Origin of the sequence: Pseudomonas sp. LPH60 (assembly GCF_030718165.1) — a bacterium.
GTDB classification, from domain to species: domain Bacteria; phylum Pseudomonadota; class Gammaproteobacteria; order Pseudomonadales; family Pseudomonadaceae; genus Aquipseudomonas; species Aquipseudomonas danubii.
Genome location: NZ_JAVAJH010000012.1, coordinates 69,105 through 90,691, shown reverse-complemented (window position 1 = coordinate 90,691; position 21,587 = coordinate 69,105). Strand labels below are relative to the sequence as shown.

Here is a 21,587-nt window from a genome sequence, read left to right as displayed (position 1 = left end):
CAGCGCTAAACCCTGTCTCAGACTGAGACGTTTGTCGCGAAATTGTACGTCGAGTAACACCCATCAGCCCGATGGCGCCCCGGGCATCTGTCTAAGTCATTGATCGGGCGCTGGTTTGTAAGCTGGCACGCTCCGTGTATTGCATAGCTTCAGACGTTTCTCTTGCCTCCATGGCCGGTATCGCCGGACATGGCAGAAACCAAAAAAACGACTCGCTAAAAATAAGAAAGCACCGTGGGAGGTTCGACCCTGATGAAGAGAAAACTCCGCCTTAGGCTGAGCGCCAGCCTGCTGGCCATTGCCACCTGTAGCGCCTTGCATGCCCCTTCGAGTTTCGCCGCCCGGGATGCGCAGAGCATCCTCAAGGAAACCTGCCAGGGCTGCCACACCCCCGAGGCCGGGGACGCCCTGAGCCGCATCAGCCATCAGCGCAAGACCCCGGAAGGCTGGCTGATGAGCATTGCCCGCATGCAGGTCATGCACGGGCTGCAAATCAGCGATGACGAGCGCCGCACCCTGGTCAAGTACCTCGCCGATACCCAGGGCCTGGCCCCCAGCGAGACCGACGGCGTGCGCTACGCCCTGGAGCGGCGCCTGAACACCGTCGAGCACTTCGACGAGCAGACCACCCAGATGTGCGCCCGTTGTCACTCTGGCGCGCGCATTGCCCTGCAACGGCGTCCGGCCCAGGAATGGGAGCGCCTGGTGAACTTCCACCTCGGCCAGTGGCCGTCCCTGGAGTACCAGGCCCTGTCCCGGGACCGCGAGTGGTTGCCCACCGCCCTCAAGGACATGGTGCCCTTGCTGGCCCAGCGTTACCCCCTCGACAACCCGGCCTGGAAGGCCTGGCAACAGGCCCGCCCGCCAGCGGCGGCACTGGCCGGCGACTGGAGCTTCAGCGGCCACCTGCCGGGCAAGGGCGAACTGGCCGGGGTGATGAGCGTCAGCGCCGGCGAGGGCGATCAGTTCAAGGTCAGCGTCAAGGGCCAGTACGCCGATGGCAGCCCGTTCAATGGCCAGGGCAGCGCGATTCTCTACAACGGTTATGAATGGCGCGGCAATGTCACCGTCGACGGCGTGGTCATGCGCCAGGTGCTGGCGGCCCAGGGCAACGCCCTGCAAGGGCGGATGTTCGAGGCCGAGCATGACGAGCGCGGCCTGGACTTCATTGCCGCCAGGCAGGGCAGCAGCCGGCTGCTGGCGGTGCAGCCGGGTTACCTGAAGGCTGGCGAGGAGGCCGAAGTGACCCTGGTGGGCGCCGGCCTTGCGGGCACTCCGAGCTTCGGCAAGGGCGTCGAGGTGGTGCAGGTGCTGGAGCAGAGCCCGGAGCGCATCCGCCTCAGGCTCAAGGCGGCGGCCAGCGCCCAGCCGGGGCTGCGCGAAGTCAGTGTCGGCAGCCTCAAGGGCGCCACGCTGGCGGTGTACCAGCGCATCGCCGAGGTCAAGGTGGTGCCGGCGTTCTCGGTGGCGCGGATTGGCGACGGTGGCGGTTCGACGCCCAAGGTCCAGGGGCGTTTCGATGCCGAGGCCTGGGGCCAGGGCGCCGACGGCAAGGCCTATCGCATCGGCGTGATGCCGGCGCAATGGAAGGTCGAGGCCTTCGACGAGCAGGCGGCCAAGGACGAAGACGTCAAGTACGCCGGCAGCATGCAGGCCGACAGCGGGGTGTTCACCCCCGGCGATGCGGGGCCCAACCCGCAGCGCAAGATGTCCACCAACAACGCCGGCAACCTCAAGGTGATCGCCGCCGTGGATGACGCCGGCAAGGCCCTGACCGGCGAGGGCCAACTGATCGTCACCGTGCAACGCTGGAACAATCCACCCATTCCCTGAAGGCCGTCGAACGCTACCGACAGACACTTTCAGGCAATGACCGCAGGCCCCGAAAGCGGGGCTTGCACAGGAGGTTGTAATGGGCGCAATTCTGAATCTGGTGGAGCGCAACCTGCATGAAGTGCAGGTGGACGCCGACCGCATGCTGTTCCATATCCCCAGCAGTTCGCTGTTCGCCAGCGATGCCTTGACCTGCAGCATCATCGATGCCCTGCGCGGGCCCGGCTGTACCCCGGAAGACTTGATCCAACAGCTGGCTGGCGCTTACGACGGCTTGGATGTCAGCGACACCCTGCGCGAGCTGATCGCCCTGGAGCTGGTCAGCGACGGCTCGCCCCTGACCCCGGAAATCGGCGTCAAGCGGGTCGAGCGCACGGCAATCAATACCGTGGTGCTCAACGTCAACACTGGCTGCAACCTGAGCTGCACCTACTGCTACAAGGAAGACCTGGACAAGCCCTCGGCAGGCAAGAAGATGGGCCTGGACACGGCCATCGCCTCGGTGGAGATGCTGCTCCAGGAATCCCCGGACGAAGAGCGCTACACCGTGGTGTTCTTCGGCGGCGAGCCCCTGAGCAACCGGCCGCTGATCGAGGCCATGGTGGACTACTGCGAACAGCGTTTTAGCGCGGCCGGCAAGTTCGTCGAGTTCGTCATGACCACCAACGCCACCCTGCTGACCGAGGAGGTAGTGGATTACCTCAACGCTCATCGTTTCGGGCTGTCGGTGAGCATCGACGGGCCCAAGACCGTGCACGATCGCAACCGCATCACCGTGGGCGGGCAGGGCACCTATGACGTGGTGCGGCGCAAGGCGCAGATGCTCCTGGCGCGTTACAACAGCCGCCCGGTGGGGGCGCGGGTGACCCTGACCACCGGGGTCACCGACCTTGAGACCATCTGGGACCACTTGTTCAACGAGCTGGGGTTTGCCGAGGTGGGATTCGCCCCGGTGACCTCGGGCGACATCAGCAGCTTCAACCTCAGCAGCGAGGAGTTGATCGAGGTCTTCGCCAGCATGAAGCGCCTGGGGCGGCGTTATCTGGAGGCGGCGCTGGAGCACCGCAATATCGGTTTCTCCAACCTGCACCAGTTGATCACCGACATCCACGAAGGCCACAAGAAGGCGCTGCCCTGCGGCGCCGGGCTGAAGATGCTGGCGGTGGACCACAAGGGCGAACTGAACCTGTGCCACCGCTTCACCGGCTCATCCTTGCCGACCTTCGGCAACGTGCATGACGGCGGGGTCAAGCAGGTGCAACTCAACGACTTTCTGTCCCAGCGCCTGGACCGGACCCACACAGGTTGCGACAGCTGCCGCATCCGCAACCTGTGTTCCGGTGGCTGCTACCACGAGAGCTACGCCCGCTACGGCGACCCGGCGCACCCGACGTATCACTATTGCGAACTGATGCGTGACTGGGTGGATTTCGGCATCGAAGTCTACAGCCGGATCATGGCGCACAACCCTGCGTTCATCAGCAGTTACATCACTCCGCGCAAGGCCCACTGACATGAAACATCTCAAGCCGATCAATAACAAAGCTCAGAAACTGACCGAGGCTGCGGCCCAGGACCGGATCGAAGACGTGCTGGCGATGAACTCCGTGGCCGGTTGCGCTTCCACCACCGACCCGGGCTGGGAAATCGACGCCTTTGGCGGGGTCTCGTCCCTGTGCCAGCCCATGGAGGCCGACCTCTATGGCTGCTCCGACCCGTGCTGGTGGCCGGCCCAGGTGCCGGACATGATGAGCACCTACCCCGACTGGAACAAGGACGCCCAGGCCTCCAACGACAACTGGCGCAACCTCGGCACTGTCTTCCCGAAAGACAAGTGATGAACAAGAAGAAGGATTCTAGCATGCACAGCATCAAAGCCTGCGGCCTGGTCGCACTCGCGGTTCTCGGCGCCTGCTCGTTCAGCGTTCTGGCCGATGAAGGCCTGGCCCTCAACAGTGGCCACGAATACATGGTGACCACCAATTACCCGAACAACCTGCACGTCATCGATCTGGCCAGCGACAGCCTGTACAAGACCTGCAAGATGCCCGACGCCTTCGGCCCCGGCACCGTGCAGCTGTCGCCGGACCGCAAGATCGCCTACGTGTTGAACAACCACTACGCGGATGTCTACGGCGTCGAGCTCGACAGCTGCAAGCAGGTGTTCCACGCCAGCATCACCCAGCACCCGGGGGAGAAGGCGCGCTCGATGTTCGCCTTCACCGTCAGCCACGACGGCAAGGAGCTGTACACCGTGGCCAACCCGACCTTGCTGCTCAATGATCGCTACGAGGTCAAGGAACCGCGGCTGGATGTCTACGCCACCGACGCCGGGCTCAATGCCAAGCCGGTGCGCAGCTTCCCCGCGCCGCGCCAGCTGACCATCATGCAGAGCGGCGATGACGGTACCCTGTATGTGGCCGGGCCGGACCTGTACAAGGTTGACGTCAAGACCGGCAAGTTCGAGGTGCTGATCCCCAGCCGCCATTGGCAACGTCCCAACTACAGCGCTCCGGACGTGCTCTACGTGTGGAACCAGCAAACCTACCGGCATGACTTCTCGCTGCTCTACACCGCCGCGAAGTTCAAGGACAAGCAGCAGGACCCGGCCACCGCCGAGCCGCTGTACGGACTGTTCAGCGTCGACCTTGCGACCGGCAAGACCGAGACCACCGACTTCGGCCCCCTGACCGAAATCTACTTCAGCGGCATGCGTTCGCCCAAGGACCCGAACCTGATGTTCGGCGTGCTCAACCGCTTGGCCAAGTACGACATCAAGCAGAAGAAGCTGCTCCAGGCTGCAACCCTGGAACACTCCTACTACTGCATCTCGTTCAACCGGGCGGGGACCAAGATCTACCTGTCGGGGACCTTCAACGACGTAGCGATCTTCGATGTGCAGAGCATGCAGCAGATCGGCAAGATCACCTTGCCCGGGGGCGACATGGCCATCACCACCGCGCAGATCTTCATCCGCTGACTGCGTCTCCCGCCGCCGGCTCCTGTGGTAGGAGCCGGCGGGCCGGCGAACAGGCCCGCACGCTGTGGGGCGTCCTCACCGATGCTTTGCGGACAAGCCCGTACCTATTGCCTGGGTACCGGGCAGCTCAAGTCCCCTTCCTCGCACTTCAGGTATTGCTTGAAGCTTTCCACCCGAGTCTTGGTCAAGGCCGTGATGCAGTTGCTGTAGGCCACCGGATACAGGCTGCCACCTTCCACCCCCGAGGTGGAAAAACCGCACTCGGCATCGCGGAACGCCAGCCAGACGCGTTGGGCGCTGACCAGCAGCTTTTTGCTGTGTGGCTGGTCTTTCAGGCGCTGGTTGATCTGTTGGTAAAGGGTATTCAGCTCCTTGTCCGCGGCCTTGTTCAGGGCGTTGGCGCACAGGTTCATATCGGTCTGGGTGCTGCTGTTGCAGTCGTAGGCCTGGGCCAATGGAGCCAGCAGCAGCGGCGCAAGGGCCAGAAGCAGGATCGGACGCATGGAAAGTCTCGCAATCGGTCAATGAGAAAAAACAGTCTAGCCGCGGCTGGGTTGCCACTCGGGCCAGCGCTCCAGCGCTTCGTCGGCCAGCCAGGGCACATCGTGGGAGGTCCAGATATGCACCTGTGGCGTCTGCCCCGGATCATCGTCCAGGGTCGCCACCCGCAGGATCACGTGGGGCTGGCCCGGCCGCTCCGCCAGCAAGTGAGAGCCGCAGACCGAGCAGAAGTGCCGCAGCTTGCCCGGCGAGGACTCGAACGCCCTCAGCAGCTCCTGGCCCCGGGTCCAGCGAAAGTGCTCGCGCATCACCCCGGCGGTGGAGGCAAAGGCCGCGGCATGGGCCTTGCGGCAGGTCCGGCAATGGCAGTGACCGATGGGCATGTCCAGGCGTTGCACTTGATATTGCACGCCCTGGCACAGGCAACTGCCGTTGAGTGGTCGGGCAGAGGCGTGGCGTTGCGAGGCTTGTAGCAGGTCGTCGGCCATGGCCTGGATCTCATCGCCCATGTGCAGTTGGGCCAGCCAGTGCGGCGGTATCCCCTGGACCCCATAAAAGGCTCCGGCCAGCTGACCGACGATGGCGGCAGTGGTGTCGGCGTCATCCCCCAGGTTAGTGGCGGCGAGCACCGCTTCGGCGTAGCTGTCCGTGTGCTGGAAGCACCACAGCGCGGCCTCCAGGGAGTCGACGCAGTAGCCGCTGCCGCGAATCTGCTCGCGGCTTTTCTCCCGGTAGCCGCCCTGGGCCAATGCCGCGACCTTGGGCTGGCTGAACGCCTGATCATCGAGCTGTTGCAGTTCCACCCTGCTGGCGCCACCCAGGGCCTTGGCAATCAGCCCGGCGAACAACTGGCAGCATTCGACGGCTTCGGCGGCGCCGTGGGTGGTGCGGGAACTGGCGCCGGCAAATTCACGGACCCGGGCCAGGTCGGGGTAGTGAAACAGCACCACGGGCGCCAGGCGCATCAACGAACCATTGCCGGCGGTTTGCGGGTCGGTTGCGCCGGCGAAGGGCTGGCCGTGTTCCTGGAAGTCGCTCAGGGCCTGGCGCACGGTCATGCCGATATCGAAGCACTCGCCGGTGGCGCTCAAATAGCCCCATTGCCACCAATTGAGGTAGCGGCCCATCTGGTCGGCCGGGTCGAAGCCGTCCTTGCGCAACAGGCTTTCCCCCAGGCACAGGGCCATGGAGGTGTCGTCGGTCCACTGCCCGGCCTTGAGGTTGAAGGGGCCGCCGCCCAGCAGATCGGTGACTGGCGTGAAGCTGCCACGGGGCTTGAATTCGACGCTGGTGCCGACGGCGTCGCCACAGGCCAGGCCCAGCAGGCTGCCACGGTAGCGGTCGATCAGGGAGAGGGGCATGGCAGATCCTTTGCAAAGTAGAGGTGCAGTGGCGCCGGCGACAGTAGCATTTTTCGTTGGGGACGATCAGTCGCGCCTTCGGCCAGATAAAGGTTGCGCTGGACTCACAGAGGTCTAAGGTCTGTACGAAAACCCGCCGAACGAAGATCAGGTAGTTTCCGTACAGAGCTAGTGCTCATCACTGGAGGTGATCCATGAACTCTTCAGATCGCATCGAACGCAAGATCCTGCTGCATGCCAGTCCGGCGCAGGTATGGGCGGCACTGAGTGAAGCCGAGACCTTCGGTCGCTGGTTCGGCGTGGCCCTGCAGGGCCAGCATTTCGCCCCCGGCCAACGCACCCGGGGGGCGGTCACTTACCCAGGTTATGAATACCTGACCTGGGATGTGCAGGTGGAGCAGATGCTGCCCGAAGAGCTGTTTTCCTTTCGCTGGCATCCCTACCCCGTTGACCCGGGCCATGACTACTCGGCGGAGCCCACCACCCTGGTGCAGTTCGAACTGGAACCCCATGGCGGCGGCACCTTGCTGCGGGTGGTCGAATCGGGCTTCGACGGCATTCCCAGCGAGCGTCGGCTCAAGGCCTTTCGCATGAACAGCCGTGGTTGGGACGAGCAGATGAGCAACATAGAAAATCACTTGCAGCTGCGCTGAAGTCGTTTGCGGCAAGCGGCACGTTGCGGATCGAGTCGTGGTGTTTGAAACTTGCCGCTTACCGCTTGGAGCTGTTCTTTTGTTCGCAACCTATCTCGAACGTTGGCGTCTGCTGCCCGATGGCGAGGCCATCGTCACCCCGGGCAGCCGTTTGCTGCCCGTACGCCTGGAAGACGGCGCGCCAGCGATGCTGAAACTCGCCCTGGATGAGGACGAGCAGGGCGGTAACCGCCTGATGGCCTGGTGGGCCGGGGAGGGCGCGGCGCAGGTTTATGCCCAGGAGGATGAGGCGCTGTTGATGGAACGCGCGCTGGGCTCGCGTTCATTGATGCGCATGGCCCTGGCGGGCGAGCACGACGCCGTCAGCCACATTGTCTGCGCCACGCTGGCGCGCCTGCATGCGCCACGTGCGCAACCCTGGCCGGCGTTGCTGCCCCTGGATCATTGGTTCAAGGATCTGCGCGAGGCAGCGCAACAGCAGGGTGGCTTGTTGCTCAATAGCCTGGCCATGGCCGAGCAACTGTTGGCCGCGCCTCGGGACCTCGTGGTACTGCACGGCGATGTGCACCACGACAATGTGCTGGACTTCGGCGAGCGCGGCTGGCGGGTGATTGACCCAAAACGCGTATACGGCGAGCGCACCTTCGACTTTGCCAACCTGATCTGCAATCCGGATTTGCCCAGTGCCACTGATCCACTGCGCTTTGCCCGGCAGGTGCAGGTGATCGCCGCGGCGGCGCAGCTCGATCCTCGACGCCTGGTGCAATGGGTGCTGGCGTTCAGTGGCCTGTCCGCCGCCTGGTTCCTCCAGGATGACCACCAGGCCGGAGCCCGCCACCAGCTCAAAGTCGCGGCTTTGGCCATTCAGGCACTGGCGTGTTGAGCTAGGGGTTTGCGTAAGTGAGCTATAGCGAATTTCCTACACGCGCTGTAATTCAATGCGCCTTCTGCGCACCGGGCTTTGTGTTTAATCTTCTTTCCCACAACTGCAGCGCAGGAAGCGCTCAGGATCAAGGAAGATCGACCATTAGCACGGATGCTGCAGACAGGAAGTCATGATGGTCTTGGAAAAAACCCGCTTCGGCGGGTTTTTTTTCGTCTGCATTTTCCAGTACCGCAGTCCTCGATAAACCCTGCAGTCGGCTTGCCGGCGAAGGGGCTGTTCAGGTCGCTTTCGCCGGCAAGCCGGCTCCTACGAATAGTGGTTGAGTTCGGCGGGTGATGTGCTGGCCGCAACCCGGAGTGCTCACGCTCAGCGGGTGACTTCGTTGCGGACTTTTACCAGGGCCTGTTCCAGCAGCGGCAGGCCAATGGAGCCCAGGGCTACCCGCAAAGCCTGGGGCACGTGAGCGGTGGTGGCGAAGGGTTCTGCCGAAGTCACCGTCACCCCCTGATGCTCCAGGGCCGACACCACGGCCTCGGCTCGCAAGCCTTCAGGCAATGTGAGCCAGAGAAAATACGACGATGGCCAGGCCTGAACATCGCAGTCCTTGAGTACCCGCCTGGCCAGCTGCTGGCGGCTGCGGGCATCGTTGCGCTTCTGCTCTTCCAGGCTGTCCACCAGCCCCGACTCGATCCAGCGACAGCCCAGGGTCACGGTCAGCGACGGGGTGCTCCAGGTCGACACGCGGATAGCCCGCTCCAGGGCCGGGATCATCTCCGGCGGCGCGACGATAAACCCCAGGCGCAATCCCGAAGCGACACTTTTCGACAGCCCGGAAATGTACAGCGTGCGCTCCGGGGCCAGGGTCTGCAGCGGCGGCGGTGCCGGTTCGGCGAGGAAAGCGTAGGCGCCGTCCTCGATCAGCAGCAGGTCATGCTCGCGGGCCAGTTGCGCCAGGCGTCGACGTTCGGCCAGGGGCATCACTGTGCCCAGCGGGTTGTGCAGGGTCGGCATGCAGTACAGCGCCCGCACCGGGCGCCGGCGGCACAGGGCCTGCAGGGCGTCGAGGTCCATCTGGCCGTTGTGTTGCGGCAGTGGTTCCAGGTCCAGGCGCTGGACCTGGGCCAGGGTCTTGAGGCCCGGGTAGGTCAGGGCGTCCACCGCCAGGATATCCCCGGGCTGGAGCAGCGCCAGCAGGCTCACCGCCAGCCCCTGCTGGGCGCCGTTGACGATCAGTACCTGCTCGGCGGCGACGCGGATCTCGCGGTTGCGCAGGTGCCGCGCTGCGGTCTGGCGCTCATGGGGACGCCCACCCTGGGGCGCGGAATGCAGCAGGGCATCCAGGTCGCCGGAGGCGGCAATCGTCCGCAGGCCCTCGCGCAGGCTTTCCGCCTGGCCGGGCAGGGACGGGTAGTTGAACGACAAGTCCACCGAGGCGGCGCCGGCGGGGTGCTGTTCCAGGCCCATGCCCCGGGGCAGGCTGGTGTCGCGGACAAAGGTGCCGCGCCCGGGCTCGCCCACCACCAGGCCGATGGCTTCCAGCTCGTGGTAGACCCGCAGCGCCGTGGCCAGTGCCACCTGCTCGCTGGCCATCAGCGCCCGAACCGTCGGTAGCTGGGTGCCTGGGCACAGCTGGCCGGCGCGGATGCGCTGGGCGAAGTGATCGACGATGGTTTTGTAGCGGGTACGGCGCATGCTCGGCCACCTTGTGTATCTAGAACACTTTTTTGTTTGTATCAGATAGGGGGCCTAATCTAGCGGCTTTTGCGCAGGAGCGCGCACATGCCGGACCTTTCCACTCTGTCGATCTTCCTGGGCGCCGTGTTGCTGTTGCTGCTGTCGCCGGGGCCCAACATGGCCTTTGTCATCAGCCATGGCGTGGCCTATGGCTGGCGCGGTGGGGTGGCGTCGGGGTTGGGGATTGGCGCGGCGGATATCGGCCTGACCCTGCTCACGGCCACAGGCGTCACCGCCGTGGTAGCCAGCTGGCCACCGGCGTTCGATCTGCTCCGCTATGCCGGGGTCGCCTACCTGCTGTGGCTGGCCTGGAAAGCCCTGGCGGGTAACGGCGCCTTGAACCTCGTCGATGCCGTCCGGGTGCCGCTGTCCACGGTGTTTGTCCGGGCCCTGTGCAACAGCCTGCTGAACCCCAAGGCGTTGTTGTTCTTCATGGTGTTCCTGCCGCAATTCGTCCGGCCGGCTCACGGCAGCATCGCCTTGCAGCTGGTTGTCCTGGGACTGTTGCTGACCCTGGTCAGCGGAATCTTTCACACCAGCCTGGGGATCTTCGGCGCGCTCCTGACACGGAGCTTCTCCGGCACGACGGCACGTTTTGCCCGGCTGCAATCCTGGCTGCTGGCGGCGGTGTTGCTGGCGCTGGCTTTGCGCCTGGCACTGTTGGCCCGGCCGGTCTGACTTATCACCTCAACGGAGTTCAAGCATGTACATCGCCGCCTTTATCTATAAGCCGGGCCAGCGGGACGAGGAGTTCCATCGCCTCAGCGCGCTGATCGACGAAATTGCCATCAGCTTGCCGGGCTTTGTCGGCGCCCAATCCTGGACCAGCGCGGATCAGGCGCTGATCAATGCCAGTTATTACTGGGAGGATGAGGCTTCGATCCAGGCCTTTGCCCGTCACCCCAGGCACCTGGAAGCCAAGCGCCAGTACCGGCGCTGGTACGCCGGTTATCAGGTGGTGATTTCCAAAGTCGAACGCACTTATGGTGACGGCGCCATTGCTCAGTTGCTGAGCAATGATCGCCATGGGCAGGTACGCCGCGCCTGAAGGGAGGAGGCGTTGCGCGGCTCAGCCGGCTTGCAGTCGGGCAGCCGCCCGCAGGGTAATCTCCCGGCGCTTGTGCAGGGAATCCGCTGCCCGGCTGCGGGCCTCTTGCACCACGCTGGCCGGGGCGGTGTCCGGGCTGCCGGCCTCGAACGGCGGCGCCGGGGCGTACTCCAGTTGCAGTTGCACCCGCTGCGCGGTGGCGGCGTCGAACAGTTCGGCGGCCAGGGTCAGGGCGAAGTCGATGCCGGCGGTAATGCCGCCGCCGGTCAGCAGGTTGCCGTCACGCACCACCCGCTCGCGCACCGGGATCGCCCCCAGGGGCGCCAGCAGTTCGTGGTAGGCCCAGTGGGTGGTGGCGCGCTTGCCCTGCAGCAGGCCGGCGGCGCCAAGCACCAGGGAGCCGGTGCACACCGAGGTCACATACCGCGCCCGGGCCGCTTGCCGACGGATGAACGCCAGGGTCTGGGGATCTTCCATCAAGGGCCCGACACCGGCGCCCCCGGGAATGCAGAGCACATCCAGGGGCGGGCAGTCGGCAAAGCCGGTGGTGGCCTGCAGCACCATGCCAGAGCTGGCGATCACCGGCCCGGTTTCCTTCCAGAGCAGGTGCAGCTGTACGTCGGGCAGCGAGGCCAGCACGTCGTGGGGACCGGTCAGGTCCAGTTGTTGAACCTCTGGAAACAACAGAAAACCTATCTGCACTGTCATGGCCTGTTCCTTGTGTGGGTGGGGTGGACGGCTTGACTCTAGCGTTCTAGGATTTGGCGCATACGCCAACCTGCCCTCGATTTACGCCAATCATGTCCAGCTCCGCGAAAAATGTGTTTGTCCTGGCCTTCGCCAATGCCCAGTTGCTGGATGTCACCGGCCCGTTGCAGGTGTTTGCCTCGGCCAATGACCGGGCCCGTGGCCTGGGCTTGCCCTTGCCCTACAACCCCAGGGTCATTGCCAACCCGGGCGGGGCGACCCTGAGTTCATCGGGGCTGGCGCTGCTGGCCGAGGCCCTGCCGGCGCCGGAGGTGGCCTGCGACACCTTGATCATTGCCGGCGGTTGGGGCGTCTACGAGGCGGCTCGGGACCCGCAGCTGGTGGCCTGGGTCGCCCAGCGCGCAACGGCCTCGCGGCGGGTGGCCTCGGTCTGCACCGGGGCTTTTTTGCTGGCCGCCAGTGGCTGGCTGGACGGGCGCCGGGTGGTGACCCACTGGACCCGCTGCGATCAACTGGCCGAGCAATACCCGCAGCTGCGGGTGGAGCCCAATCCGATCTTTATCAACGATGGCCCGGTGTGGACCTCGGCCGGAGTCACCGCCGGTATCGACCTGGCCCTGGCCCTGGTGGAGGCCGACCTGGGGCGCGAGGCGGCGCTGGATGTGGCCCGGCAACTGGTGGTGTTTCTCAAGCGCCCGGGCGGCCAGTCGCAGTTCAGCGTGACCCTGTCGCTGCAAAACAGCGGCGGGCGTTTCGATGGCTTGCACGCCTGGATTGCCGAGAATCTCAGTCGCGAGCTGACCTTGCCGATCCTGGCCCAGCAGGCGGGCATGAGCGAGCGCAGCTTCGTCCGTCACTACCGCGCCGACACCGGCCAGACCCCGGCCCGGGCCATCGAACTGATCCGCGTGGAAACCGCCCGGCGCCTGCTGGCCGACACCGGCCTGCCGATCAAACGCATCGCCGCCCAATGCGGTTTTGGCAGTGAAGAAACCCTGCGCCGCAGCCTGCTGCGGGCCCTGGGGGTGACGCCCCAGGCCTATCGCGAACGTTTTGCCAGCACCGAGCAGGTCTGAGCCCGGGGGCGCGGTTCAGCCTTCGACCAGGCTCAGCTGGCCGTCGCTATACAGCACTTCGCGGCCGACCCAGGCCGTGTCCACTTGCGGCAGCACCGCCGACGGCTTGCGCAGTTCCCGCAGTAGCGTGGAGCCGTGGGACAGGCGCCCACCCATGCGCGCGATCACGGCCCGGGCCGCTTGGTAGTGAGCGTGGCGCCCGGGATCGAGGGTGTCTTCCAGGAGGATATCGACCCCCAGCACGCCCTGGACCTGCCCCGGATAGATCATGAAGCCCGCGGCCTGCTCGCTGCCTTCGCGGCCGTCCTGCCAGAAGCTGCCGCCGCGGCTGCGCGGCTGCTCGTGGGGGGCGAACCAGTAGCCGCGATCGGCCTCGGGCACGGCGTGGTGCAGGCGGAAAAAGATCCGCATCAGGTTGTCCCGGTACCACTCGCGCACTTGCAGGTAGTAGCCGCGCATGCCCGGCAAACCCAGGCGGTGGGCCAGGGTGATGGCCGGGCTCCAGTGCGGGAAAGCCTGCAGCGGCAACTCGGTGCAGGGCGGGCGCGGGGTGCCGGGGTCGGTTTCCCAGGGCAGGCGATGGGGGCTGTGGTCCAGGTTGTCGTAGGCGGTGGGCGGGCGCCCCAGCAGCGCGCCGCCGCTGCTGGCCAGGGCGGTGGCGATGCACAGGTTGCCCTGCACCACGAACACATAGAAACGGCTGAACCAGTCCGCCAGTTGCTGGCCGTTGGCAGCGCTCTGATGCAACTGCGCCAACTCGTCATCGAAGCGCCGCAGGCCGCGTTCCAGGGTCAGCAGATGGCCTCGGGCAACGTGCTGCATGCGCAGGAAACGCGGCAGCGAGCGCAGCAGCCGCAGCGGGCGCAGGGGCAGCTCCGGGGTGGCGCCACCGACTTCCCCGGCGTAGCTGGAGGAGGGCAGGCCCCAGTCGGCCAGGCGCGCCAGGAACAGGTCGTTGTTGATGTAGGAAGCCCCGCCGAACACCGCGGTGAAGGGTTCGTTGTCCTGCAGCACCCGGCTGTCCCAGCGGGCCATGATCGCCGGGATACTCACCGCTGCCCGGCGCTGGCCGTACTCGACGAAGCGGCTGGGTTGCGGCGGCAGGATTTCGGCGATATTGGCTGCGGTCAGGTGCCGGCGCCAGCCGTAGTCGCTGATGGGGCGGTACTGCAGCAGCCACAGTTGCTGACCGTCCCAGGCCCATTCCACATCGCCGGGCACATAGTGGAAGACCTTCAGCACCCCTTGCAGGAAGTCCCACAAGGCACCGGCGTCGAGTCCCTGGGTGCTGGCGAAGTGGCCACTTTCCCAGGCACTGCCCAGCCGCGAGAGCACCGCCCGCTGGGGGCTGACCTGACCGTCGGCGAGGCTTTCCAGATGGCCTTCGACCCACTCCAGCTCCACCGCGAGATGACGCACGAAGGCGATCCCCGACAGGGTCGGCTGGATGAAGCGCTGCACCACCACTTCCTCGACGCCGGCGTCCCGCAGCTCGCTGATACGCGCAGGCACGTCCGTGCTGGCGACCCGCAGGTAAGTGGTGCTCAGCCCGGCATTGGCCGAGTCGGCCTGATCTTCGCCGTAGCTGGAAGAGCGTACCGCCCATAAGGCCTGCGGCTGGCTGGCGAGCAGGGCCGGCAAGCGCGGGTCGCCGGCGCTGTCCAGGGACAGGGCGCTGGGCACCGGCTGGCCGGCCAGTTCTGCCAGGCGCAGGCGGCCGCCCTTGGTGTGGGCGACGAAACCCGGGTCGCCGGACTCCAGCCAGTCGACGAACGCCGTCGGCGCATCGATCCAGGGGTAATGGCCCCAGCCCGGCTTGAGGCTGATCCGCAGGTCGGCCCGGGCCAGGATCGCCGACCAGGCCGCAGCCTGGGCCATCCCCAGCAGCCGGTCCTGGTCGCCCCAGACCAGGTGCACCGGGTCCTTGATCCACTCCAGCAGTGGCAGCGCGGTGTCGGCCCGCAGCTGTTCCCACAGCGGCACGAACGCCCGGCAGCGGGCATAGCCCGAGCCCATGCGCTGGTATTGCTCCTGGGTCCATGGCTGGCGCGAGAACTTGCCGGCGAACAGGGTCGGTTTATGGCTGAGCAAGCCATGAATCAGCAGGCGCGCCGGCAGCGGCGACATCAGTGCCGGCAGGCGCCGTTGCCAGAGAAAGGCCCCCACCGGCGACAGCAGCACACTGCGCGAGAAATGCCCGGGGCGGCGTTGCAGGGCGTGCAGCACGATCAACGCGCTGACCCCCACCGCGACAATCGCGTTGCCCGGCGCCGTCATGCCCAGCAGGGCCTCGGCGTATTCGCCGAGGTCATTGCAAGGAGGCAGCGGATTGTCGCCAAAGCCCGGCAGTTCCAGCGGCTGCACCTGATAGCGCTGAAAGTGCGGCAGGGCATCGTCCCACCAGTCGGCGGCGCTGCCATTGCCCGCCAGCAGGTACAACAGGGGCTTGCTCATGGGCATTCCTCAGCTCAGGTCAGGTCGCGCAGGGCCGCGTCCAGGGTCGGGTAACGGAAGCGGTAGCCGGCCTGCAGCAGGCGCGCGGGCACCACCTTCTGGCCGTCGAAGAACAGCTCGGCCATTTCTCCGGCCAGGGCCCGCACCGGCGCGGCCGGCACATGCAGCCACACCGGACGCTTGAGCACCTTGCCGACGGTGGTGGCGAAGGTGCCCTGGCTCACCGCTTCCGGCGCCACCATGTTGTAGGTGCCGGACAGGGACGCGTCGTTCATCGCCCGGGCCATCACCTGCAACACGTCGTCGCGGTGCACCCAGCTCATGATCTGCTGGCCATCGCCCATGCGTCCGCCAAAGCCGAAATGGAAGGGCAGCAGCAGGGGTTTCAAGGCGCCGCCGGGACCGAACACGATGCCCAGGCGCAGCACCACCTGGCGCACGCCGAAACGGGTGGCCGGTTCCGCCGAGGACTCCCAGCGCGCGCACAGATCGGCCATGAAGCCTTCACCGCGCTCGGCGTTTTCATCCAGGCTCTGGCTGGCGTCGCGCACCCCGTAGAAGCCGATGGCCGACGCCTGGATCCACAGCTCCGGCTTGTGCTGTGCGTGTTGCAGCCAGTTGAGCAGGGCCTCGGTGGTGCCGACCCGGCTGGCCAACAGTTGCGCCTGGCGCTTGGCCGACCAGCGCGGCCCGGCCACCGGGGCGCCGGCCAGGTTGATGATCACGTCGAAGGCCTCGCCATGGCCCAGCTTGCTCAACGAGCGCAGGCAGCGGGCACGACCGTCGAACAGGTAGGCGGCGCGCAGCGGATCGCGGGCCAGCACGCTGACGGTGTGCCCGGCATCCAGCAGTTGGTTGACCAGGGTTTCACCGATAAAGCCGGTGCCACCGGTGACCAGCACCCGTTTGCCGGCACCGCCGGCAAAGGGATTGGCGCCCTGGCCCTGGCGTTGCAAGCGCAACGCCGCCAGGCCGTCACGAATCCCCGAGGCCGTCACACCGACGGCGAACAGGCTCAGGGCCCAGCCTTGCCAACCCAGATCGATAGGGCTCAAGGCGCTGGGCAGGCGCGACCACTCCAGCAGTTGCAGGCCGTACAGGGCGAAGAAGGCCCCGGCATTGATCGCCAGCACGGTGTGCATGATGCGTTCGATGGCCGGCAGCTTGCGGCTGCGGTCCTCGACCACGAAGTCCCACAGGGTCAGGCCGATTTCCAGGGCGAACAGCACGGCGATCACCAGCGCCCAGATGCCCTGGAACGCCAGGTGGGCAATGCCCATGAACAGTACGCCGTAGAAGCACGAGCGCAGGGCATGGATCGCCAGCTCCTTGCGCGCGCCGTGGCGTTGCGGCAGGGCCACGGTGAGTTCGTGATGGTAGATCGTGTCCAGGGCGCCGAGCACGCCCTGGGCGAGCAACAGGGCGATGGCCCACTGCAGGATTGGCAAATCAGCCACGATGGTGAAGTCCTTTTACGAGGGAAGACGAGAGGTACGGCGGTCGTGGCGCTGCAGCCACAGTAACGGTGGCAGCAGCACCAGCAGGGCGAAGCTGTCGATCCACAGGTGCGCGGTCATGTTCATCTGCCACGACAGCCACATGTCCTGGGGCGCCCACAGCACGATCCCGGCCATCAGCCAGGCCCAGGCCGCCGGTGCCCGCAGGCGGTTGCCCAGGTGCACCAGGCCCAGCAGGTATAACGAATAGCTTTGCAGGGTGGCGCCGAACAGGCCCAGCCACCAGACCTGCTGGGCCCGGGCCGGCGCCGGTGCGGCGGCGCCCCAGAAGGCCTGTTCGATACTGGCCAGGTAGTCGTTGAACAGGCCGCTGTGGCCGGCCCAGGTCAGCAGCAGTCCGGCCAGCAGATGGCCGGCGCCGACAGCGTAGAGCCAAAGCACCAGGGCCCGGCGCAGGCCGGGCCGGGGGGAAGTCGTGGCGGGTAACATTCCATGTCCTGTGGGGGATCAAAGGCGCGAAGTGTACCGATTTTTCCCCGGCATGGCGTGCAGCCTGCAGCTCTTCTCAGGCGTTCTGGAGCAACTCCAGCAGCGCGTCGAGGGTGGCTTGCGGGGCTTCCTGGGGCAGGTTATGGCCGACACCGGGCAGGATACTGCGCTGATAGGGCCCGCTGAACAGGCCGATATCGGGGTCCGGCTCGGTGGCCGGGCCGACCCCGTCGTCGGCGCCACAGAGGGCGATGGTCGGCACCTGGATCGGCGGTTGTGCCTGCAACGCCTGCTCGATGCTTTCCAGGCTGGGGTCGCCGGGTACGTAGCCGAAGCGATGGCGGTAGGAATGGATCACCACTTCGACAAAGTCCGGGTTGTCGAAGGACGGCGCGCTCAGGCCATAGCACTGCGGTCCCTGCTTCCAGGTCGGCGACCACTGGCGCCACAACAGCTCGCAGAAGGCCCGACGGTTGGCCGTCAGCCCATCCACCCCGCGCTGGGTGTTGAAGTAGTACTGGTACCACAACCGGTGCTCGGTCTCTGGCGCCCTGGGTTCGCAGGCCCCGGGGATGTCCTGGATGTTGTAGCCGTCGGCGCTCATCAGGCCCTTGACCCGCTGCGGCCACAGGGCGGCGACGATGCAGGCGGCGCGACCGCCCCAGTCGTAGCCAGCGAGGGTGGCTTGGGGCAACTGCAGTGCATCCATCAGATCCAGCAGGTCCCGGGCCAGGGCGGCCTGCTGCCCGGAGCGCATGATCTGCTCGCTGACAAAGCGCGTCGGGCCGTAGCCCCGCAGGTAGGGAACGATGACCCGATAGCCGCGCTCGGCCAGGGGCGGGGCGATCTCGTCGTAGGCCCGCACGTCGTAGGGAAAACCGTGGAGCAGGATCACCGGCTCGCCAGTGGTCGGGCCGTGTGCTTCATAGGCAAGGTGCAGGCTGGGGGTCGTGACCTGATGCAGGGTGGCTGAGCTGGGCATGGTGGCTCCGGGGTTCGGTGACTTGAAACACCCTAGCTCAAAACGGTTACGGCTGATCTAGAGCGACTCGTACTGGCCGTCCTGGTCGACGTAGAACACCTCGCTGAGGTACCAGCGCTGGCCGCTGAAGATCAGGTGGTAGTGGTAATCGGCAGCAAAGCCCTCGCCGGGGCTGATTGCCCGGGTTTTCACTAGCGCGCGATCCGCGGTTCGGCTGCTGGAGAGGATCTGCTCGTACGCCGTGCCGTGGCTGGCCGGGGAACTGAAGGCAATGGGCTGGCCCTGAAAGCCCGGCAGGCAGAACTTGGTCAGCAACTGGGCGTACTCCTGCTGTGCCAGATCCATCGATTGCAGGGGCGCGTTGTCCGCTTGGCGGGCGCTGGCCCTGTCGCTCCACTGCTGATAGTCGGCAATGAATTGCCGGACCAGCGCTTCGGGCGAATCGCTGAACGAGGCGCACAAGGCGGGGTTGCAGAACAACAGGGCAAGCAGGGCGACAATTTTTTTCATGGGTGGGGAGTCACTTGCGTTTTGGTAGGCGAACGGCGCGCAGGCGCGGAGTCTAGCGCTGCTTGGCACCTGGCGTATCGATGGCCTCACACTGCCTTCGCCGGCACGCCGGCTTCTACAGTTCGTCGCTGCGGATCAGGTGCTTGAAGTGATGTCGCCACAGGTCAATACCCAGGCCGCCGCTGCGGTCCAGGGATGAACCCACCGTCAGGTCGGTAAGCAGGGTCGGCTGCAATCCGGCATCGAACAGGGCAAAGCCGGCGGCCAGCACGCAGGTGTCGGTCTGGATGCCACACACCAGCACGCGTTCGGGACAGAGGCTTTTCAGGTAGTCGAGTATCTCTGCCGTTGGCCCATAGCCGTGCTTGATGAAAACCTTATCGGCGGCCACCAGGCTCTGGTCGTCCGCCGCCGGTTGCCAGCCCAGTTGCCGGGCGAAGGGCGTGCGGCTTTCATCATGGCGTTCCACCGTGGCCACCGAGGGCATCTGTCCCAGCAGTGCGTTGATGCCTTCCACCAGCCATGGCGGTGGGTTGAAACAGGGTTGCACATCAATGATCAGCAGCACCTGATGCATGCCGTTTCTCCTTGGGGCTCGGGTGAAAAGCTCGTCAGTGTGCCGCCAGTTAACACGTCAGGCGAGCGTCGCTGGCTGGCGCAGGCCGATGCAGTTGCCCCAGGGGTCCTGCACCTGGCAGATCCATTCACCGCCTTCGATGGCCAGGGGGCCGCGATACAGGTGCCCGCCCAGGGCCACCAGGCGTTGCACCTCGGCGGACAGGTCGCTGACCTGCCAGTACACCACTGTGCCCGCCGGGCCCTGGCCCACCTTGGCGTCGCTGGGGACGATTTCCAGGGACAAGCCATCGAGCTGCAAATGGCCGAAATCATCCGGCTCGTGCAGCACCCGGCGAGCGTTGGGAAAGGCCTGGGCGTACCACAGGGTGGCGGCGCGCCAGTCGGCGGCGTGGATCATCACGGCGATGATCGGAGAGTCGGGCATGGGACCTGCTCCATCAGATAAAGAGGTTTGGGTATTCAGCGGATGCGCTCGATCCGCCGGCCATGTCAGTGGCTGGGCGCCTCGCTGTTGGACAGATGCTGGCGAATCAGCTCGGCGCCGGAACTGGCCGACTGCAACAGGGCCTGCTCCGTTTCCAGTGCCAGGGCAAAGAAGTCCTCGACCTTGCGGACGATGGCAAATGAGGGATGGCCGGCCAGCTTCAGGTCCAGTTGCCGGGACTCCTCAATCTGCTGCCGACGGACCCGGATGCTGGCGCGGTGCGCATGGACGGCGTGTTGCAGAAAGTCCAGCTGGGCCAGCAGTTGTTCCCGGGTGGTACGCGGATCGTCGATAAACAGCCGCATCAACTGCGGCTGTTGGAACGAGCCTTGGTGCTCGCTGCAAAAGCGCAGGTGAAAGTGTTCCAGGCGGTCGCCAACGGCTTCGCTGAAGGCCTGGGCCAGTTCGTCGAGTTGCTGGGGGGCGAACAGCATGTCGCCCATTTTCAGAGCCACGCAGATATCCGTCAGTGAGCGCAGTTTCAGCGGCTTGATAAAGGGGCAGGCCTGTTGGGTGAGCGTGGCGATGTTCATGTTCAGTTGGTGAAAGAAGTCGCTCAGGTCCTGTTCCTGGTGCTGTTCGATAAAACTCACTGACAGCAGGTCGGCGACCTGGCTGTGGATGATCACCGAGTCGGTGACATCAACCAGCAGATCGCTGCGTTCGAGGTCTCCCGGGGTCATCAAGTGCGCAGGTTGCCCGCTCAGGGGGACCCCGCACTGGGCAAAAGCGGAGGCGATCAACTGCGAGCAGAAGAGCCGGTCTTCATCGGCGGTTGGGGCGCGAGCAGTGGCGATCTGGGTCAGTAGCGCGCCTTTGAGCGAGTAGCGTTTGTGAACATGGGACTTGGCGACGCTGGCCAGTCGGGCCTTGTCCAGGATTATCTGTTCCTTGAGTCTGAGCACCTTGATGCTGGCCCGGGTGAGAGCGGCGCGTCCCAGCATCGAACTCAGCTTAACCCCGGTCTTGATGGCCTCGATCAGTACGCCCCCGTCGTGTACGAACAGCGCCGCGTGGCTGAATCCGGAGCCGGTGGCGGAACGGATCAGGTTGCTTTGCAGTGCATCGTTGCGGCTGAGCAGAATGTCGCCCACCTGCAGTTTCGAGACATCGAGGAGAAAACAGCAGGAGGCTGGTTGGGCAGGGCGTCGGGTCAAGCTGTCCATGGTTCTGTCACTCCGAGGCAGGCGTGGTGTCAGCGCTCGGCGAGCGATTGTCGCGGCGCAAGCCCCGCAGGATCAGTTGCAGGCCCATCCGGCTTTCTTCGAGTTTCTGTGCCGGTTGCGGTGCATTGGCAATCCACAGTGCGGCCTCCACCAGGCTGCCGTTGATCAATCGCGCCAGGGCCTGGGGCGACGCCGGTTCGATCACCTGCTCCTGGATCAGCCGGCTCAGCAGGGCACCAAGGGTGTCGATGCACTGATCCTCGCCGGCCTGGGTGACGTCCCCCAGCACCGCCCGTGCGTCTTGCAGGACGATGCGCTGGATTTCCGGCTCCAGCGCCATCTCCAGATAGGCCTGGCAACGCTGGCAGAAAGCCTCCCAGGGATCGGCAACCTCGCTGGAGATGGCCTCCAGGCGTTGATCCATTTCCCCGTCGATCTGTTCCACCACCGCCGCCAGCAACCCCTGCTTGTCGCCGAAGTGGTGATACAGCGCGCCGCGGGTCAGTCCGGCTTCGGCGGTCAGGTCGTCCATGGACGTCTTGGCATAGCCCAGGCGGGCAAAGGCCTGGCGCGCGCTGGCAATCAGCCTGGCGCGGGTGGCTTCGATCATCTCGGCGCGAGGGCGGCGGCTCATGAACACAGTTCTCCAACAAAGGGTGGGTTGACATACGCGGCGTATGTTTACA

Annotated in this window: 22 protein-coding genes and 1 pseudogene; 9 read left to right on the top strand and 14 right to left on the bottom strand. The window is 65.6% G+C overall.

Annotation, left to right across the window (positions count from 1 at the left end; genetic code table 11):
- Nucleotides 1-252 precede the first annotated feature (252 nt).
- The 4 genes from peaA to peaD all read left to right on the top strand — a co-directional run bounded on the left by peaA (nucleotide 253) and on the right by peaD (nucleotide 4,813).
- A complete protein-coding gene (gene peaA / locus Q8O96_RS30355) occupies nucleotides 253-1,833 on the top strand; it encodes a quinohemoprotein amine dehydrogenase subunit alpha (protein ID WP_305950029.1) in 1,581 nt (526 codons plus the stop codon).
- A 79-nt stretch (nucleotides 1,834-1,912) separates the two neighbouring features.
- Complete coding sequence (gene peaB, locus Q8O96_RS30350) at nucleotides 1,913-3,346, top strand: quinohemoprotein amine dehydrogenase maturation protein (protein ID WP_207166302.1); 1,434 nt, start codon at nucleotides 1,913-1,915, stop codon at nucleotides 3,344-3,346.
- Between the two features lies 1 nt (nucleotide 3,347).
- Complete coding sequence (gene qhpC, locus Q8O96_RS30345) at nucleotides 3,348-3,671, top strand: quinohemoprotein amine dehydrogenase subunit gamma (protein WP_102861784.1); 324 nt, start codon at nucleotides 3,348-3,350, stop codon at nucleotides 3,669-3,671.
- A 23-nt stretch (nucleotides 3,672-3,694) separates the two neighbouring features.
- The gene (gene peaD / locus Q8O96_RS30340) at nucleotides 3,695-4,813 is read left to right on the top strand and encodes a quinohemoprotein amine dehydrogenase subunit beta (protein WP_102861804.1); all 1,119 of its coding nucleotides are present in this window, start codon (nucleotides 3,695-3,697) and stop codon (nucleotides 4,811-4,813) included.
- Nucleotides 4,814-4,917: 104 nt separating this feature from the next.
- On the opposite strand, the gene Q8O96_RS30335 is transcribed toward peaD, so the two are convergent.
- The 3 genes and pseudogenes from Q8O96_RS30335 to Q8O96_RS30325 form a co-directional block, all read right to left on the bottom strand.
- Nucleotides 4,918-5,316: a lysozyme inhibitor LprI family protein gene (locus Q8O96_RS30335; protein ID WP_305950028.1), complete on the bottom strand. Its 399-nt coding sequence runs from the start codon at nucleotides 5,314-5,316 to the stop codon at nucleotides 4,918-4,920.
- A gap of 36 nt (nucleotides 5,317-5,352) precedes the next feature.
- Complete coding sequence (locus tag Q8O96_RS30330; protein WP_308412655.1) at nucleotides 5,353-5,802, bottom strand: GFA family protein; 450 nt, start codon at nucleotides 5,800-5,802, stop codon at nucleotides 5,353-5,355.
- Nucleotides 5,803-5,853: 51 nt separating this feature from the next.
- A pseudogene (locus Q8O96_RS30325) lies at nucleotides 5,854-6,675 on the bottom strand (ADP-ribosylglycohydrolase family protein); the annotation flags it as partial.
- A 194-nt stretch (nucleotides 6,676-6,869) separates the two neighbouring features.
- Between Q8O96_RS30325 and Q8O96_RS30320 the strand changes: the two are divergent.
- Nucleotides 6,870-7,328, top strand: coding sequence for an SRPBCC family protein (locus tag Q8O96_RS30320; RefSeq protein ID WP_305950027.1), 459 nt, complete (start codon nucleotides 6,870-6,872; stop codon nucleotides 7,326-7,328).
- 79 nt (nucleotides 7,329-7,407) lie between these two features.
- Nucleotides 7,408-8,211, top strand: a complete 804-nt coding sequence (locus tag Q8O96_RS30315; protein WP_305950026.1) for an aminoglycoside phosphotransferase family protein — start codon at nucleotides 7,408-7,410, stop codon at nucleotides 8,209-8,211.
- Between the two features lie 369 nt (nucleotides 8,212-8,580).
- Here Q8O96_RS30315 and Q8O96_RS30310 read toward each other — a convergent pair whose 3' ends face one another.
- Complete coding sequence (locus Q8O96_RS30310; RefSeq protein WP_305950025.1) at nucleotides 8,581-9,906, bottom strand: PLP-dependent aminotransferase family protein; 1,326 nt, start codon at nucleotides 9,904-9,906, stop codon at nucleotides 8,581-8,583.
- A gap of 87 nt (nucleotides 9,907-9,993) precedes the next feature.
- Here Q8O96_RS30310 and Q8O96_RS30305 point away from each other — a divergent pair, with 87 nt between their 5' ends.
- A complete protein-coding gene (locus Q8O96_RS30305; protein WP_102861776.1) occupies nucleotides 9,994-10,626 on the top strand; it encodes a LysE family translocator in 633 nt (210 codons plus the stop codon).
- Nucleotides 10,627-10,651: 25 nt separating this feature from the next.
- Entirely contained in the window at nucleotides 10,652-10,996 is a 345-nt protein-coding gene (locus Q8O96_RS30300) for an antibiotic biosynthesis monooxygenase (RefSeq protein ID WP_102861775.1), read from the top strand.
- 21 nt (nucleotides 10,997-11,017) lie between these two features.
- Here Q8O96_RS30300 and inhA read toward each other — a convergent pair whose 3' ends face one another.
- The gene (gene inhA, locus Q8O96_RS30295) at nucleotides 11,018-11,704 is read right to left on the bottom strand and encodes an isonitrile hydratase (RefSeq protein WP_102861774.1); all 687 of its coding nucleotides are present in this window, start codon (nucleotides 11,702-11,704) and stop codon (nucleotides 11,018-11,020) included.
- A 92-nt stretch (nucleotides 11,705-11,796) separates the two neighbouring features.
- Between inhA and Q8O96_RS30290 the strand changes: the two genes are divergently transcribed.
- A complete protein-coding gene (locus Q8O96_RS30290; RefSeq protein WP_115580571.1) occupies nucleotides 11,797-12,780 on the top strand; it encodes a GlxA family transcriptional regulator in 984 nt (327 codons plus the stop codon).
- A 15-nt stretch (nucleotides 12,781-12,795) separates the two neighbouring features.
- Here Q8O96_RS30290 and Q8O96_RS30285 read toward each other — a convergent pair whose 3' ends face one another.
- From Q8O96_RS30285 to Q8O96_RS30245, 9 genes are all read right to left on the bottom strand, one after another.
- Nucleotides 12,796-15,234, bottom strand: a complete 2,439-nt coding sequence (locus tag Q8O96_RS30285; protein ID WP_305950024.1) for an alpha/beta hydrolase — start codon at nucleotides 15,232-15,234, stop codon at nucleotides 12,796-12,798.
- A 14-nt stretch (nucleotides 15,235-15,248) separates the two neighbouring features.
- Nucleotides 15,249-16,691: a TIGR01777 family oxidoreductase gene (locus Q8O96_RS30280; RefSeq protein ID WP_102861771.1), complete on the bottom strand. Its 1,443-nt coding sequence runs from the start codon at nucleotides 16,689-16,691 to the stop codon at nucleotides 15,249-15,251.
- A 15-nt stretch (nucleotides 16,692-16,706) separates the two neighbouring features.
- On the bottom strand, nucleotides 16,707-17,180 hold the full coding sequence (locus Q8O96_RS30275; RefSeq protein WP_102861770.1) for a hypothetical protein: 474 nt from the start codon (nucleotides 17,178-17,180) through the stop codon (nucleotides 16,707-16,709).
- Between the two features lie 76 nt (nucleotides 17,181-17,256).
- Nucleotides 17,257-18,162, bottom strand: coding sequence for an alpha/beta fold hydrolase (locus Q8O96_RS30270; protein ID WP_305950023.1), 906 nt, complete (start codon nucleotides 18,160-18,162; stop codon nucleotides 17,257-17,259).
- A 57-nt stretch (nucleotides 18,163-18,219) separates the two neighbouring features.
- The gene (locus tag Q8O96_RS30265; protein ID WP_207816279.1) at nucleotides 18,220-18,672 is read right to left on the bottom strand and encodes a hypothetical protein; all 453 of its coding nucleotides are present in this window, start codon (nucleotides 18,670-18,672) and stop codon (nucleotides 18,220-18,222) included.
- Between the two features lie 115 nt (nucleotides 18,673-18,787).
- Nucleotides 18,788-19,249, bottom strand: a complete 462-nt coding sequence (locus Q8O96_RS30260; RefSeq protein ID WP_102861767.1) for a cysteine hydrolase family protein — start codon at nucleotides 19,247-19,249, stop codon at nucleotides 18,788-18,790.
- Between the two features lie 57 nt (nucleotides 19,250-19,306).
- Complete coding sequence (locus tag Q8O96_RS30255) at nucleotides 19,307-19,675, bottom strand: VOC family protein (protein WP_305950022.1); 369 nt, start codon at nucleotides 19,673-19,675, stop codon at nucleotides 19,307-19,309.
- Between the two features lie 65 nt (nucleotides 19,676-19,740).
- Nucleotides 19,741-20,901: a YiiX/YebB-like N1pC/P60 family cysteine hydrolase gene (locus tag Q8O96_RS30250; RefSeq protein WP_305950021.1), complete on the bottom strand. Its 1,161-nt coding sequence runs from the start codon at nucleotides 20,899-20,901 to the stop codon at nucleotides 19,741-19,743.
- A 7-nt stretch (nucleotides 20,902-20,908) separates the two neighbouring features.
- Nucleotides 20,909-21,535 (bottom strand): TetR/AcrR family transcriptional regulator, encoded by a 627-nt coding sequence (locus Q8O96_RS30245; protein WP_207166293.1) that lies wholly within the window; start codon nucleotides 21,533-21,535, stop codon nucleotides 20,909-20,911.
- Between the last annotated feature and the right edge of the window lie 52 nt (nucleotides 21,536-21,587).